The sequence below is a fragment of the Pantoea dispersa genome, assembly GCF_014155765.1.
GTDB lineage: Bacteria > Pseudomonadota > Gammaproteobacteria > Enterobacterales > Enterobacteriaceae > Pantoea > Pantoea dispersa.
Window position 1 is genome coordinate 530086 of sequence record NZ_SCKT01000001.1, and the last position, 14871, is coordinate 544956.

14 protein-coding genes are annotated in these 14871 nt (G+C 55.7%); 3 read left to right on the forward strand and 11 right to left on the reverse strand.

Going from position 1 to position 14871, the window contains the following annotated elements; genetic code table 11:
• Nucleotides 1-92: 92 nt before the first annotated feature.
• From H7K56_RS02535 to otsB, 9 genes are all read right to left on the reverse strand, one after another.
• A complete protein-coding gene (locus H7K56_RS02535) occupies nucleotides 93-1766 on the reverse strand; it encodes a methyl-accepting chemotaxis protein (protein ID WP_150361922.1) in 1674 nt (557 codons plus the stop codon).
• Between the two features lie 172 nt (nucleotides 1767-1938).
• Nucleotides 1939-2436 carry a chemotaxis protein CheW gene (gene cheW / locus H7K56_RS02540; RefSeq protein ID WP_021506278.1) on the reverse strand — a complete coding sequence of 166 codons (498 nt, stop codon included), beginning with the start codon at nucleotides 2434-2436 and terminating at the stop codon, nucleotides 1939-1941.
• 22 nt (nucleotides 2437-2458) lie between these two features.
• Nucleotides 2459-4450, reverse strand: coding sequence for a chemotaxis protein CheA (gene cheA / locus H7K56_RS02545; protein WP_181444757.1), 1992 nt, complete (start codon nucleotides 4448-4450; stop codon nucleotides 2459-2461).
• Between the two features lie 10 nt (nucleotides 4451-4460).
• Nucleotides 4461-5492, reverse strand: a complete 1032-nt coding sequence (gene motB, locus H7K56_RS02550) for a flagellar motor protein MotB (protein WP_021506280.1) — start codon at nucleotides 5490-5492, stop codon at nucleotides 4461-4463.
• Nucleotides 5489-6376 carry a flagellar motor stator protein MotA gene (gene motA, locus H7K56_RS02555; RefSeq protein ID WP_021506281.1) on the reverse strand — a complete coding sequence of 296 codons (888 nt, stop codon included), beginning with the start codon at nucleotides 6374-6376 and terminating at the stop codon, nucleotides 5489-5491. Before motA ends, motB begins: the two co-directional genes overlap by 4 nt.
• A 133-nt stretch (nucleotides 6377-6509) precedes the next feature.
• Nucleotides 6510-7088, reverse strand: a complete 579-nt coding sequence (gene flhC / locus H7K56_RS02560; RefSeq protein WP_021506282.1) for a flagellar transcriptional regulator FlhC — start codon at nucleotides 7086-7088, stop codon at nucleotides 6510-6512.
• Entirely contained in the window at nucleotides 7088-7438 is a 351-nt protein-coding gene (gene flhD / locus H7K56_RS02565) for a flagellar transcriptional regulator FlhD (protein WP_021506283.1), read from the reverse strand. The genes flhC and flhD overlap by 1 nt, the downstream gene beginning before the upstream one ends.
• Nucleotides 7439-8466: 1028 nt before the next feature.
• Nucleotides 8467-9903: an alpha,alpha-trehalose-phosphate synthase gene (gene otsA / locus H7K56_RS02570; RefSeq protein ID WP_021506284.1), complete on the reverse strand. Its 1437-nt coding sequence runs from the start codon at nucleotides 9901-9903 to the stop codon at nucleotides 8467-8469.
• A complete protein-coding gene (gene otsB, locus H7K56_RS02575; RefSeq protein ID WP_021506285.1) occupies nucleotides 9900-10688 on the reverse strand; it encodes a trehalose-phosphatase in 789 nt (262 codons plus the stop codon). Before otsB ends, otsA begins: the two co-directional genes overlap by 4 nt.
• 358 nt (nucleotides 10689-11046) lie before the next feature.
• On the opposite strand from otsB, the gene umuD reads away from it, so the two are divergent.
• Nucleotides 11047-11478: a translesion error-prone DNA polymerase V autoproteolytic subunit gene (gene umuD / locus H7K56_RS02580; protein WP_058782084.1), complete on the forward strand. Its 432-nt coding sequence runs from the start codon at nucleotides 11047-11049 to the stop codon at nucleotides 11476-11478.
• Here the strand turns inward: umuD and H7K56_RS02585 are convergent.
• A complete protein-coding gene (locus H7K56_RS02585; RefSeq protein ID WP_150361701.1) occupies nucleotides 11475-12380 on the reverse strand; it encodes a LysR family transcriptional regulator in 906 nt (301 codons plus the stop codon). The genes umuD and H7K56_RS02585 overlap by 4 nt on opposite strands.
• 132 nt (nucleotides 12381-12512) lie before the next feature.
• Here H7K56_RS02585 and H7K56_RS02590 point away from each other — a divergent pair, with 132 nt between their 5' ends.
• A complete protein-coding gene (locus H7K56_RS02590; protein WP_238560956.1) occupies nucleotides 12513-13289 on the forward strand; it encodes a DeoR/GlpR family DNA-binding transcription regulator in 777 nt (258 codons plus the stop codon).
• A 105-nt stretch (nucleotides 13290-13394) separates the two neighbouring features.
• Here H7K56_RS02590 and H7K56_RS02595 read toward each other — a convergent pair whose 3' ends face one another.
• The gene (locus H7K56_RS02595; RefSeq protein WP_058776238.1) at nucleotides 13395-14048 is read right to left on the reverse strand and encodes a cupin domain-containing protein; all 654 of its coding nucleotides are present in this window, start codon (nucleotides 14046-14048) and stop codon (nucleotides 13395-13397) included.
• 374 nt (nucleotides 14049-14422) lie between these two features.
• Here H7K56_RS02595 and H7K56_RS02600 point away from each other — a divergent pair, with 374 nt between their 5' ends.
• Nucleotides 14423-14713: a hypothetical protein gene (locus H7K56_RS02600; RefSeq protein WP_031279201.1), complete on the forward strand. Its 291-nt coding sequence runs from the start codon at nucleotides 14423-14425 to the stop codon at nucleotides 14711-14713.
• Nucleotides 14714-14871 lie beyond the last annotated feature (158 nt).

Below are 14871 nucleotides of genomic sequence, written 5' to 3' on the forward strand. Positions count from 1 at the left end.
GGATAATGCTGAATTAAAGCTTTTTTACAGCGTTTTATAAGTAAAGAAAGCAGGCGATGAGGGAGCGGCGCGTTGTCCGCTCCCGTTTCAGCTTAGAACGTTTCCCAGTTGGCGTCGCTGACCGGCGCGGTCAGCGCTTTGCGTGGCGCACTGGCCTGCGGAGGGGCGATCTGCGGATGGCGCACGCCCGTGCTGCTGGCAGGCTGAGCGCCACGTGGAATGCGGAACACCGCCACCGACTGGCTGAGACGGCTGGCCTGCTCCTCCAGCGAGGCCGCCGCCGCCGCCGACTCTTCCACCAGCGAGGCGTTCTGCTGCGTGACGCGGTCCATCTCGGTCACCGCCTGGCCGACCTGATCGATACCGCGACTCTGCTCGTCCGACGCCGAGGCGATCTCGCCCATGATGTCGGTGACGCGCGTCACCGCATTGACGATTTCGCCCATGGTATCGCCCGCCGTGCCGACCAGCTGTGGGCCGCTGTCAACGCGACGCACCGAGTCTTCAATCAGCCCTTTGATCTCCTTCGCCGCCTGCGCGCTGCGCTGGGCAAGGTTGCGCACTTCACCGGCCACCACCGCGAAGCCACGGCCCTGTTCCCCGGCGCGCGCCGCTTCGACTGCGGCGTTGAGCGCGAGGATGTTGGTCTGGAAAGCGATACCGTCAATCACGCTGGTAATGTCGGCAATCTTCTTCGAACTGCCGGCGATATCGTGCATGGTGCGCACCACGCCTTCCACCACTTCTCCGCCTTTCTGCGCGGTTTCCGATGCACTGAGCGCCAGCTGCGAGGCCTGCCGCGCGTTCTCGGCGTTCTGCTTCACCGTGGCGGTGAGCTGCTCCATGCTGGCCGCAGTTTGCTCCAGCGACGCCGCCTGCTGTTCGGTACGCGCCGAGAGATCGTTATTGCCGGCGGAGATTTCGCTGGCGCCGGTAAAAATGGCGTCCGAGCCGTCGCGCACGTTGCTGACGGTGCGCACCAGCGCCTGCTGCATCTCCTGCAGCTTGCTCGCCAGCTGGCTCATTTCATTACGTCCTTCGACGGTGATGGTCTGGGTTAAATCGCCCTGCGCAATGTGTTCAATGTGCTGGATGCTGTCGTTGAGCGGCTTAATCAGCACCTTGCGCAGGCCGAACCAGCACAGCACGATCACGCCCACCACCAGCGCCAGTACCAGCCCCAGCAGCCACATCATGTGTTCGTAAGCGGCGCTGTTCGCCGCCACGCCGGCCGCCGTCAGACGATCCTGATCGGCGCGCCACTGGGTGTAGTTTTCCAGAAAGGCACTTTGCGTCGGGGCCACCGGTACTTTGCCGGCTGCGGCGGTATCGTTGTGCTGCAGTACCTGCTGCATCTCAGCCAGTGCGCTGGCGTAAGCTTTATAGGTCTGTTCCAGCTGCTGATTGAGCTGCAGGTTCTGGCCCGGCGTGTCCGGCGTGTTTTTAAACAGCGTGAATTTGTCCTGCGCCGTCTGCTGGAACGTCCTGCTCTGCCCGAACAGCGTACTGATGTCAGCTTCGGTGCCTGTCAGTTTACTGGTGGCAATACGCAGCTGGATGCGCGTCAGGATCACGCGGCTTTGGTTAAGGCTCATGTAAGCATCATTGATGGCGGCAATGTTTTTGCTCGCCAGCTGAGAGGTATTGAAACTTTTTTTGTCGTCACTCAGCGCTTTAAAAAACAGCGAGCCGGAAGCCAGCTGCAGTACGCCAAACACCAACAACACCAGCAACAGGCTGGTCACAACGCGGATTTTCGTAAACATAGTTTGCCCTGGGAAATGAAGAAAAATCGTGCAATACAGTTATCGACCTGGCGGCGGGAATATTGAGCGAGGGCAGGAAATATTTGTGGGCTTTGCTATTGATTTATAACGATTTAATAAAGGATGTAATAGTCACGGGCCGCATCAGCGACCCGTGACTCTCTGCGAACGATTATGCGCTACGCAGCGTATCCACCAGCGCCATCTCTTCACTGCTCAGCAGTTTTTCGATGTCGACCAGAATCAGCATACGCTCGCCCAGCGCACCGAGACCGGTGAGGTACTCGGTCGACATGGTGACGGCAAATTCCGGTGCCGGACGGATCTGATCCTGCGTCAGCGACAGCACGTCAGACACGCCATCCACCACGATGCCGACCACGCGATGCTCAAGATTCAGCACGATCACCACGGTGTTTTCGTTGTACTCCACGTCCGGCTGCGAGAACTTCACGCGCAGGTCGATAATCGGCACAATCACACCACGCAGGTTAGTCACGCCCTTGATGAACTCCGGCGTGTTAGCGATACGCGTTACCTGATCGTAACCACGAATCTCCTGCACTTTAAGGATATCGATGCCGTACTCTTCGTCACCGAGGGTGAAAACCAGGAACTCCTGGCCGACGGTTTCGCCGGCGATTTTCGTCACGGTTGCCATGTCAGTCATTTTTTTACCCTTTCGTTATCTGTTACGCTGCGGCACCGGCCACACGCTTCTCACGGTTCAATGATTGCAGTGCCGATACGTCGACAATCAGCGCAACGCTGCCATCGCCGAGGATGGTGGCGGCGGAAATGCCCGGCACTTTGCGGTAGTTGCTTTCCAGGTTCTTCACCACCACCTGATGCTGACCAATCAGCTGATCGACCAGCAGCGCATAGCGACGTCCTGCGCTCTGCAGGATCACCACGATGCCCTGCGTGGCGTCGGTTTTGGCGTTCTGCACGTCAAACACGTTCCACAGCTCAACCAGCGGCAGGTACTCGCCGCGCACTTCCAGTACACGCTCGCCACCGGCCAGCGGTTTCAGCTCTTCAGCCGTGGGCTGCAGTGACTCCATCACCGCGTTCAGTGGCAGGATGAACACTTCGTCTGCCACGCGCACCGACATCCCGTCGAGGATCGCCAGCGTCAGCGGCAGCAGAATGCGAATGGTGGTGCCTTTGCCCTGCTTCGAGGAGATTTCGACGTGACCGCCCATCTCCTGGATATTACGTTTCACCACGTCCATGCCGACGCCGCGGCCTGATACGTCGGTCACCTGCTCGGCGGTCGAGAAGCCTGGCGCGAAGATCAGCATGCCGACTTCTTCATCACTCATGCTGTCGCTGACCGGCAGGCCGGACGAGAGCGCTTTCGCCAGGATACGTTCACGGTTGAGGCCGGCACCGTCATCGATCACTTCGATGCAGATGTTGCCGCCCTGATGTTCCGCTGACAGCGTCAGATTGCCGACCGCCGTTTTGCTGGCGGCCAGCCGTTTTTCCGGGGTTTCGATGCCGTGGTCGAGGCTGTTACGCACCAGGTGCGTTAACGGATCGATGATGCGTTCGATCAGGCTCTTATCCAGTTCGGTTGAGCTGCCGAGCAGCGTCAGTTCAACCTCTTTGCCCAGCTTGCTGGCCAGATCGCGCACCAGACGCGGGAAGCGGCTGAACACGTACTCCATCGGCATCATACGAATCGACATCACCGATTCCTGCAGGTCGCGGGCGTTACGCTCCAGCTGACCCATGCTGTTGAGCAGGTCACCATGTGCCACCGGATCCAGCGCACCGGAGCGCTGCGCCAGCATCGACTGGGTAATCACCAGCTCGCCGACCAGGTTGATCAGCTGGTCAACTTTTTCCACCGCCACGCGAATACTGCTGGATTCGCTGCTTTTGGCGGGCGCGGCCGCACGTTTGCTTTCACGCTTCACCGCCGGGGTAATGTCGGTGACGGTCGCCGTTTGCTGCACCGGCGCTTCGGCTTCAGCCTCAGCGACTGGCGCGGCGGCAACGGCGGCGGGTGCGGCGTCCTGCGGGAACTGAATCTGCGCTTCATCAATCACGAAACACAGCACCGCCACAATATCGTCTTTGCCGACTCCGTCGATGGTGGCTTCCAGCGAGCTGGCGCCTTTCACCACATCGGTCAGGGTGCCGAGGTTGCCCAGCTCTTCCAGCAGCAGATCAGGCTCTTTCTCTTTCAGATTGATCAGCTGCAGGCGCAGGCCGCTGCTGGCAGGTGCGGCAGGTGCTGCCACGTCGGCGAGCGCCACCACCGGTGCGGCGGCTTGCGGGGCTATTCCTTTGGCTTCCAGCGCCAGCTGGCGCAGGGCTTCACAGATGTAGTTAAAGCTTTCTGCGTTTGGCTCCTGCGCGGTTTTATAGGCATCGAGCTGTTCCTGCATAATATCTTTGGTTTCCAAAAACAGGTTGATGATGTCGGTGCTGAGCTGCATTTCGCCACGGCGCGCACCATCCAGAATGTTTTCCAGGATGTGGGTGGTTTCCTGTAAAACCGTAAAGCCAAACGTACCGGCTCCGCCCTTAATGGAGTGGGCGGCGCGGAAGATGGCATTCAACTGCTCGGAATCGGGCTCCTGGGGATCCAGTCCCAACAGGTGTTGCTCCATATCCGCTAACAGCTCATCGGCTTCATCAAAAAACGTCTGGTAAAAATCGCTGATGTCCATGCTCACGGGATCACCTCGGCTGTGAGGGTTGGTCTGGTGTCACCGCGCTGGCGGCGGGCGGTGCCGCTGCCGGCGGATTCGCCGCGGCTGCCGGTGTGGCCGGTGCTGCGGTAGAACCCGTGGGGGCAGTTGGCGCCGCCGGACCAGCCGGTGCGGTAATGCTAGGTAAAATCTGCGCCGGGTCACTCACCTGAACGGCATCGCTCTCGGCATTCTCTTTTTCAATCGCCGCTTCGGTGTCATGGTTCAACACCAGCAGGCTGATACGACGGTTCACCGCGTCGTTGGCGCCGCGGTTTTTCAGTTTCATGGTGTCGGCCATACCGACCACGCGCAGCATTTTGCCGCCGTCCAGCCCGCCCGCCACCAGCTCACGGCGTGAGGCATTGGCACGATCTGCCGACAGTTCCCAGTTGCTGTAGCCGCGATCGCCGCTGGCGTACTGGAAGTCATCGGTATGGCCGGACAAACTGATTTTGTTAGGAATATCATTCAGCAGCGGCGCAATGGCGCGCAGGATATCGCGCATGTAGGGCTCCACTTCCGCGCTGCCGGTTTTAAACATCGGGCGGTTCTGGCTATCGATAATCTGAATGCGCAGCCCCTCTTCCACCATGTTGATGATCAGATGCGGACGCAGCGCTTTCAGGCGAGGATCGGCCTCAATCAACTGGTCGAGTTTTTCACGCAGCCGGTTCAGGCGAATGTCATCCAGCTGGCGCTTTTGCGCATCCATATCGACCTGTTTTTGCACTTCGCCTTTCTTCTGCGTCGGATCATCGCCGCCGCCGGGAATCGGACTTTCGCTGTCGCTGCTACGCTGACCGCCGGTCAGGGCGACCTTGAGCGGCGTTTTAAAATATTCGGCAATCTGCACCAGCTCCTGCGGATTGGCGATCGAGATCAGCCACATCACCATGAAGAACGCCATCATCGCCGTCATAAAGTCGGCATAGGCAATCTTCCATGAGCCATGGCTGCCTTCATGCTTTTTATGTTTGCGCCGTTTGACCAGCACAATCGGGCGATTACCGTGCTTCATGAAGGCGTATCCGAAGTCTGCTTAGCCGGGTTTTTCGCGTTACGTACGTGCTCTTCCAGCTCGGTAAAGGACGGACGCTCGGTGGAATACAGGGTTTTACGACCAAACTCGACGGCGATCTGCGGCGCATAACCGTTCAGGCTGGAGAGCAGCGTGACTTTGACGCACTGCATCATCTTGGTGGTTTCCGCGCACTTCTGGCGCAGCACGGAAGCCAGCGGCGAAATAAAGCCGTAAGCCAGCAGAATACCGAGGAAGGTTCCCACCATGGCATGCGCAATCAGCGCGCCCAGTTCTGCCGCCGGGCGGTCCGCGGAGGCCAGCGCGTGCACCACGCCCATTACCGCGGCGACGATACCAAACGCCGGCAGGCCATCACCGACTGCCGCTAAGCTTTGTGCTGGTACTTCGCACTCGTGTTCATAGGTTTCGATCTCTTCATCCATCAGGGCTTCGATCTCGAAAGCATTCATATTTCCGCTCACCATCAGACGTAAATAGTCGGTAATAAAATCCACTAAAGGTTTATCGGACAAAATACGCGGATAGTTAGCGAAAATTTCGCTCTGGCTGGGATCTTCAATATCGCGTTCCAGCGACAGCATGCCCTGCTGACGTGATTTCGCCATCAGGCGATACAGCAGTGCCATTAAATCCATGTATACGGCTTTGTTATATTTTGAGCCGCGCATTAACAAGGGCAGCGCTTTTAGCGTCTTTTTAATCGATTTGCCGTTGTTGCCCACCAGAAACGCACCAATGCCGGCGCCGCCAATAATCAGCAACTCCGACGGCTGGTAAAGCGCGCCCAGATGGCCGCCTACCATCATGTAACCGCCCAGCACGGAACCGAGGACTACGATATAACCCACAATAATCAGCACAAAAACATCCTTACGTCCGTAACGTGTTGGTGGAAGTTAAGCCAGAGAGCCGCAGGTGTTATTCACAGGGTGTGGGCAAAAAAAAAGCAGCGGTATTAACCGCTGCTGGATGCTTTCCACGATGCGAACAAACTTAAACGGCGCGTTTAACCTGTTCATCCAGCAGTTGTGGAAAGGTATCGGCAGAATCTGCAGAAAGTTTACGTCTTTTTACGGCACGTGATGGCGGCTGGCACAGGCTGCAAACAAAGCTGCCCGGCGGCTGATGCGCGTGGTTGATGAAGCTTCCGCCACAGCATTTACAGTCAGACAATTCCAGCATGCCACTTTCAACAAATCGCACCAGGGTCCAGGCGCGGGTCAGCGCCAACAGCGGGCCCTCGTCCGATTGCGGACACTGCTCAAGATACAGGCGATACGCTTTGATAACCGCCTCTACGCCACTGCTCAGCCGGGTTTTCAGCAGAAACTGCCAGGCGTTGCAGAACATCGACGCATGAATATTTTGTTCCCAGGTCATGAACCAGTCGGTAGAGAATGGCAGCATGCCTTTCGGTGGTGGTGCACCACGCAGCTCTTTGTACAGTTTAATCAGGCGACCGCGGCTCAGCTGGGTTTCACTTTCCAGCATCTGCAGTCGTGCGCCCAATGTAATCAGCTCCATTGCCAGCTGAATATCACGCGCTTCCTGAACGATACTTTTTTCGGTCATTATACCGCCCTCTTTTTAGCAGAGACATCATCTTTCGATGCGCTGCGCAATAAACGGCTGGATAATAAAATACCGGTGTGGATTTGCTGCAAATCATCCACACGTGATTCCTGCGTTAAACGGTTAATAAGATTGTGATCGGTAAAGCGGAACTGGCAAACCAGTTGATTGGTTTCCGCTAATTTTACCATCTCAGGTAAAGTCAATTGCTGCAATGCATCCGCCATTGGCTCATCGATACCTAAACGAAACATTGCTGAAGCTTTTTCCTGGTTTATCAAACGCTGTGCAAGCAATAAATATGACAGATTGATGTCATATATGTGTTTTAGTAATTCTGATGTACCCATTTTTTTCCATCCTGATAGACGCGACATATATACGGCCACAGAATTATGTGTTCTATGGTTCGGGTTGCTGGTTGGTAAATCTAAAGATGGCAAAAAATAATCAGGCATAAGCCAACGCGTACTGAACTGTTTCACTTCCCACCGGGATATTGATCAGTAGTAGTCAAAACTCCAGGCCAATCTTTTCTTGAGTTGTAACCATCTTCCGTGACGTCTGCTTACAGTTTTTTAAGACTAATCCGAAAACAAGGCAAATCTATATCGTCTGATTTCGACATACAACGTGATTGGTATGAAATTTTAGATAAAGTGTGATCTGCGTCACACTTTTAAGGCAAATTTTTCAAGTGAAGCTTCAGTAATGCTTTTCTGTTGTTCTTTTTTTGAGCGATTTTGAAACGTTTCGCTAATATTTCACAGGAAAAGTCTGAATTTTGAAGTGTGTCGCAGATCGCCGCCATGGGACGATCTTTTATCTGCTACGTTGGCTTTAGGCAAAGACAAGACCCCGAAATAAACCAAAAAGGCAGCATAAAACACCAAAAATCGCTGTAATTATTCGCTTTTAAATTAATCACTTACAGGGAATATTGCCACACAGGACTAATGGCGCTGTGCTAGCGAAGCGTGAAGAGTGGATGCGGCGCGCTTGTGGTGTGTAAAGAGTTTGTAGGGAGGGTTTAGCGAGTCACAAGGGATGTAACAGCACGTTACATTAGCGATATGAATGAATTGACTAACTAACACACTGATGTATTAGAACTATCGGCCTGGCCAGCCAAATCTTTAGGGTCGGAAGAAAAAATTCAGCGTTTCAGTGCTTAACTGGCTTAATTTTAACCAATTCGTGCGTTTTTTGGTGCCGGGTCAGCGGGTTAGCGCTTAACAAAATGAAATCGATTTCATCCGGCGAGGGTGTCGCGTGAAAACGCTACGCAGCACGGTCCTGCCTGCGTCGTCTGACGGATACCTCTCCCGCGTACGGGAGAGGCATTGCCTGAGGGGAAAATCGCGCCTTGCGGGGCTAATTACGCCAGCTTCTGAAACGTCGCGACCTTGTTATCGCTACCGTGGCTGGCGCTGCGCGCCGGCAGCGTGTTCAGATCGTTCAGGAAGCTTTCGCGCCAGTGCGAAATGTCCTGCTTACGCAGTACGGCCATCATGTCGTTATAGCGCGAAATACGCTCGGTGCGCGGCATGGTCAGTGCGCGGTCCAGCGCCGCCGCCACATCATCACGATCGTACGGGTTGACGATCAGCGCAGAAGTCAGCTCGTTAGCCGCTCCGGCAAAGCGCGACAGCACCAGCACGCCCGGATCGTCCGGATCCTGCGCCGCGACATACTCTTTCGCCACCAGGTTCATGCCGTCACGCAGCGGCGTAACCAGCCCCACGTCGGTCAGGCGGAAAATCTTCATCAGCAGGCGGCGGTCAAAATGCTGGTTGAGATAATAGAGCGGCGTCCAGCCCAGCGTGCCGTATTTACCGTTAATGCGCCCCGCTTCCGTCTCCAGCTGGTGACGAATATCCTGATAGGCCTGCACGTCGCCGCGCGAGGTCGGCGCAATCTGTGAGTAGCGGATTTTGCCGCGGTGCTGCGGGAAGTTTTCCAGCAGTGCCTCATAGGCAAGGAAACGCTCCGGCAAGCCTTTGGAATAGTCGAGACGCTCACAGGCGATGATATTCTGCAAATCGCCCAGCTCACGCTTCATCGCGGCCATCTTCGGTGGCAGCGGCCCTTCCGCCATCTCTTTAATGCTGTCCGGCTCGATACCGATAGGGTAAACCTCGGTCATAAAGGTATTGCCAAAGGCGCGATGCTTCTTCTCGCCTTTATTCTGCAGCTGCGTCAGCTGGCTCAGGCTGTCGAGAAACGCCACGCGATCGGATTCTGTCTGGAAACCCAGCAGATCGTATTCACACAGCATTTCCAGCAGTTCCTGATGCGGCGGCAGCGCATTGAAAATTTCCGGCGTCGGGAACGGGATATGCAGAAAGAATCCGATTCGGTTATTGATGCCCTGTTTACGCAGTTCAGCGGCAAACGGCAGCAGGTGGTAATCGTGGATCCACAGGATATCGTCCGGCTTGATCAGCGGTTTCAGCCGCTGCGCCAGCAGGGTATTCACGCGGCAGTAACCTTCCCAGGCTTCACGCTGGTACTGCACCAGATCGAGGCGATAGTGGAACGCGGGCCAGATCACCGTATTAGAAAACTGGCAGTAGTACTGATCGTAATCGTTTTGATTGAGGGGGAATGAGGCATAGGTAATGCCGTCTTGTTCGATCTGGGTAAGTTCCTCATCTTCTTCACCGGAAAACTCACTGATCTCTCCGTTCCAGCCAAACCACAATCCTCCGGTGGTCTGCAGCGCATCCAGAATGCCGACGGCGAGACCGCCTGCGTTGGTTTTGCTTCCATCAGGAATAGCGATACGGTTAGATACGACGACTAAACGACTCATAACCTAAACTCCTTACCGACGTTGTCATGTTCTAGTTGTAATAATAGTTGTTCCAGCCAGTGCCAGACTGCTGCCACATCGGGCAGACGATAGCGCGCCTGGCTTGGACCTTCACCGACCTTGACCGAGATGCCATGCATGGCATTGACTGCAAGAAAGCCTTTCTCATCGGTCAGATCGTCGCCCACAAATACCGGAATGCGACCGGTAAATGGCGCTTCCTGCATAAATTCGCGTACCGCAGCACCTTTATCGATGCCCTGCGGTTTCAGTTCCACCACGCATTTACCTGGCTGCAGCGCCAGCGCCGGAAAGCGGGTTACCGCCTCTTCGGCCAGCTGCATGATGGCGTTTTCATACTCTGGCGCGTTGCGGTAGTGCAGCGCAAAGGCCATACCTTTTACTTCCAGCAGCGTACCGGGCCACTGGTCAAGGGTCTGCTGCAGTTCAACCTGCAGCGTTTGCGCCACCTCATCGGGCAGCGACTGACGATGCAGATGTCCGCTGGCATCGCGGCGCTCAGCGCCGTGCACGCCCGCTGCCGGGGCTTCCAGCGGCGCGACCAGCTCATCCAGCTGGCTGATCGGACGGCCGGAAACCAGCGCCAGCGCGCCGTGACTTAAATTAGAAATTTGTTGCAGATGCTGGCGCACCGATGCGGGGATGGAAACCGACTCGGGCTGCGACTGAAGCGCGGCCAGCGTGCCGTCAACATCAAAAAAGAAGGCGTAAAGTCCGCCACTTAGCGACGGCAGGGTGCTGTTCTCATTAACCGCAGGGGTCACGTCTCCTCCTGTATCTGAACGTAAACGGGCAGTCTGTTCGCAGGCAGGCAGGAAGTGAGGAGGTTTTTCCGTAAACACGGGAATCGAAAGGGTAACGCTCCAGAACTAAACGAAATTTTCATCAACACTGCAACCGCACTACGAACATCGGCAACATTAAGTGTAGACAACAATTGAAGTTTCGCCAGACGGGCGCACAGAGTGCTTAGCGAAGAGTGCACTTTTCAGCGGTTTGCGCGGCAAAAAACTGAATTCTGCTGTTTTTCATACGCTTCGCTTTTTTTACCGCGGGCAGACTTGATCATAGCAAAAACCGCCTGATACTGTATATAAAAACAGTATCTATGGAATGTTCGCTATGACGCGTTTCTTTTTGCCACAGCTTTCACCGCCTTCGCGCTCCCGCCCGCTATTCCTTGACGCGGTGCACGGCGGTTTCCCCTCGCCCGCTCAGGACTACATTGAGCGCCAGATTGATCTCAATGAGCTGCTGGTGACCCGCCCCAGCGCCACCTATTTTGTGCGCGTCGAAGGCGACTCGATGCGCGATGCCAATATCCGCGAAGGCGACCTGCTGGTGGTCGACAGCTCACTCAATGCCCGGCACGACGACATCGTGATCGCCGCCATTAACGGCGAGTTCACCGTCAAACGGCTGCAGACGCATCCCTGCATCCAGCTGGTGCCGATGAATCCGCGCTATCAGCCCATCCGGCTGCGTGAAGAGGAGGAGTTAGAAATTTTTGGCGTAGTGACGTTTATTATTTACGCCGCACGCATCCAGCGTTAGCGCATCGTTTCGGCACGGATCATCTCAATCAGCCGGCGTAAACCTGGGTGCAGCTGGCGACGGTCGGGGTAATACATCACCAGCGGTTCGTCTTCGCTGCACCAGTCCGTCAGCACGCGCACCAGCTGCCCGCTCGCCAGCTGCGCCTGTACGTAGCGCTCCGGGCAGTAGCCGAGACCGTAACCGCCGGCGACCGCATCAATAATCATGTCGCTCTCATTGAGCGTCAGCGTGCCCGGCACATCGACCTCATACGTCACCTTGCCCTGCGCCAGCGGCCACTTATACAGCGTGCCATTGCCAAGGCGCATGCGAATACAGCGATGGTTGCGCAGATCGTCCGGATGCTGCAGCGGCGGCGCGTCGCGCAGGTAATCGGGTGACGCCACCACGATCCAGCGCAGTTTGGGCGTCAGCGGCATGGCGATCATATCTTTCGGTACGCTGGCGCCGTAGCGAATCCCGGCGTCATAGCCGCTGCCGATGATATCCACCAGATTGTTATCCACCGTAATTTCCAGACTGAGCTCCGGATAGGTCGCCATAAAGCGCGCCAGGATCGGTCGAAACAGCAGCTGCCCGGCATCACGCGGGATGTTCAGCCGCAGGCGGCCGCTGGGTGATTCGCGATACAGGTGCAGATCGTTCAGCGCCAGCTCAATCTGCGCAATGCCGGTTTCCAGATGGCGCAAAAAAGCGGCACCGGCGTCCGTCGGCACCACCGCCCGGCTGGTGCGGTTGAGCAGGCGTACGCCAAGACGCGCTTCAAGACTGCGCAACGTGTGGCTGATGGCCGACGTGGTGACCCCGAGTTCCAGCGCGGCGAGGCGGAAACTCTTGCGCCGGCAAATCAGCAGAAAAACATTCAGATCGGCCAGTTCATTACGTTGCAGGGCGGGCATTTTCGTGTCTCCTGACTCATTGCCTCGTTGAATCTGATTCAACTTCAGATGAGTTATCATAGCGAAGCTGCCGTACCGGACGCTATGCGCGCGTGGCATGGCAGGCAAAACGTCACTGTTAACCCCGAGCTCATGATGCTGCCCGAAGACCGAAAAGACGCTATTTATCGCTACCTGTTTGCGAAACGATCGGCCACCATTCACGAACTGGCCACGCTGATGGCGGTGTCGGCGATGACCATCCGCCGCGATATTAAACTCATGCAGGACGCCGGCCTGGTGGTCGGCATACACGGCGGCGCCAGGCTGCCTGCCGTGGTCCATCAGGCATTGCCGTATGTGGAGAAGGCGCAGCTGAACGTGCACGCCAAACAAAGCCTTGGCCGCTATGCCGCATCGCTGGTACAGGATGGCCAGGTGGTCTACCTCGATGCCGGTACCACCAGCTATGAAATTGCGCGTGCGTTAGGCGATAAGGCAAGTCTCACCGTGCTGACTAACGACTTTACGATTGCCGCCTGGCTGATGCGCCACAGCCACATCACGCTATTTCATACGGGTGGCAAAGTTGATAAACGGCATATTGCCAGCGTGGGTGCCATGGCGGCGACCGCCCTTGCCGCGTTCAATATTGATCTGGCTTTCCTCAGCGCCAGCGCGTGGGATGTCACGCACGGCCTCTCGACACCCGACGAAAACACCTTGCTGGTGAATCAGGCGGTGCTGGCCGCCTCAGCGCAGCGTTATCTGGTGGCTGACAGCAGCAAATATGGTCGTTACAGCGTGTATTCCGTGTGTAAGCTGCAGCAGCTGGACGGTGTGATCACCGATGACGATTGCCCCTGTGCTGCCGTTGAAGAGATGAAACAGCGTGATATTCGTCTGCACCGGGTAAATCGCCGCGGCTGAGCGGCTCTCTGCGCATCCCGGTAAAGGTCATTAATTAAAAAGGAGGCGCGAACGCCTCCGGTGGCTACAGGGAAATCACATCAACTATTTATTATGGGGCACGGTTTACGGCGTAGGGGCGACTTTAGGATTGGAGCTGAACCAGCCGCGGCGATCCTGCCAGTTGCCATATTCATCCACAATCGCCCCTTTACTGTTGGCCATCAGGAAATGATAACTCTCCAGTTTTTTCAGCGACAGCGTTTCGCCCTGATGCTGAATGACGACATTGTGGCTTTGCACCGGACCAAAACTTTTCGGCGTCGGCGGAATATCCGCTGATGCGGCGCCAATTTCTGAGAAGTTATATACCCAGCCATCGAGGACGCGCCATGATTCATGTTTTGCCGGACGTGCCGGCGGCGCGCTAATCGGCATGTGTCGATGCTCCGGAATCATCTGGTTCGGCAGCAGATACATGGTCATAGCGTAATAACCGTAATCCAGATTATTGACCCAGGTGATGCTGGCCAGGCCAACATGCTGATAATCGCCCAGCCCGAAATCATTGACCCACAGCTGCTGGCGCATGGCCGGCGTCAGCGTATGACCATAAGAGGCGAGCAGTTGCGCTATTGCATCTTTCGCCACCTCTTTCTGGAAGACGCCATTTTTATAGAAATCTTTATTGGTATAAACGTGATGCGGCTGAGCCGCAATGGATGCGGTGGCATTGAGCGCCAGTAAGGCCGCAGCGAACGCCAGAGCAGGTTTTGTCATAATTCACCTCCTGTTTATGACAGCCATGTTGATGCAAATAAAAATTTCACCGGCCGGTAAAACGCAAGGGTGGCCAGCGCGGAGAACAGAGTTGCAGATGGCGATGCGGAGGGGAAATTCATTTAGAGAATCGGATCTATCTAATTATCAGATACGGCTGTGCTTTTTTGTGATTATTAACAAATAATCACAGGCTATTCTGCCCGGTAAAGCATCCAGCTGCTGACGGGCACAATTTATCTGCTGCTAAAGAAATTCTTAAAATGTTGGTTGCGCTCGCAATTGTGACAGGCGCGCGGCCAATTGTGTTTGACCTGCTTTTCACATCAATGCACACTGGCGGGCGTGAAAAACGGCAGATGAAGAGCCAAGAGATGTTGCAGAATTATAGTCAGCGCGTCCATTTCTATTACTGCATTCTGGTTGCGTTAAAACTCTATGTGAACAGCAAGAAGTCCGGCGGCGTACGCGGGAAAAATAACTTTTTGCTGAAGTGGTTACGCAACGCGCAAAACAACACCATCTTTCATCCTGATATCACCAGTGAAATTGAATGGCTGCGCGGCAAAATTATCAGCGCCGGACCGGATGCCGATTTAGAACCGATGCTGCAATACGTTTACGAGACAGCAAAACGCGCCGAAACGCTGCGTCTCGGGCCGTAATCGCACGGGCTGCGCATTGCATTACCCCTGTCTGCAGGCAAAAAAAAGGGGCAACGCGCCCCCAACCACTACAAAAATTTCATCCCTGACGCCCTGGTGCGGGTTCCCTTCCGGCTGGCGCTAATTCTCTTCGCACTGGCTACGCGTTACAGGGTTAG

What these genes read in the sequence shown, in the direction of transcription:
- H7K56_RS02585 (WP_150361701.1), bottom strand. Translation starts at nt 12,380, where the DNA reads ATGCCCGCCCTGCAACGTAATGAACTGGCCGATCTGAATGTTTTTCTG.
- cheA (WP_181444757.1), bottom strand. Translation starts at nt 4,450, where the DNA reads ATGGACATCAGCGATTTTTACCAGACGTTTTTTGATGAAGCCGATGAG.
- H7K56_RS02535 (WP_150361922.1), bottom strand. Translation starts at nt 1,766, where the DNA reads ATGTTTACGAAAATCCGCGTTGTGACCAGCCTGTTGCTGGTGTTGTTG.
- H7K56_RS02590 (WP_238560956.1), top strand. Translation starts at nt 12,513, where the DNA reads ATGATGCTGCCCGAAGACCGAAAAGACGCTATTTATCGCTACCTGTTT.
- motB (WP_021506280.1), bottom strand. Translation starts at nt 5,492, where the DNA reads ATGAAGCACGGTAATCGCCCGATTGTGCTGGTCAAACGGCGCAAACAT.
- H7K56_RS02595 (WP_058776238.1), bottom strand. Translation starts at nt 14,048, where the DNA reads ATGACAAAACCTGCTCTGGCGTTCGCTGCGGCCTTACTGGCGCTCAAT.
- H7K56_RS02600 (WP_031279201.1), top strand. Translation starts at nt 14,423, where the DNA reads ATGTTGCAGAATTATAGTCAGCGCGTCCATTTCTATTACTGCATTCTG.
- cheW (WP_021506278.1), bottom strand. Translation starts at nt 2,436, where the DNA reads ATGACTGACATGGCAACCGTGACGAAAATCGCCGGCGAAACCGTCGGC.
- flhC (WP_021506282.1), bottom strand. Translation starts at nt 7,088, where the DNA reads ATGACCGAAAAAAGTATCGTTCAGGAAGCGCGTGATATTCAGCTGGCA.
- flhD (WP_021506283.1), bottom strand. Translation starts at nt 7,438, where the DNA reads ATGGGTACATCAGAATTACTAAAACACATATATGACATCAATCTGTCA.
- otsA (WP_021506284.1), bottom strand. Translation starts at nt 9,903, where the DNA reads ATGAGTCGTTTAGTCGTCGTATCTAACCGTATCGCTATTCCTGATGGA.
- umuD (WP_058782084.1), top strand. Translation starts at nt 11,047, where the DNA reads ATGACGCGTTTCTTTTTGCCACAGCTTTCACCGCCTTCGCGCTCCCGC.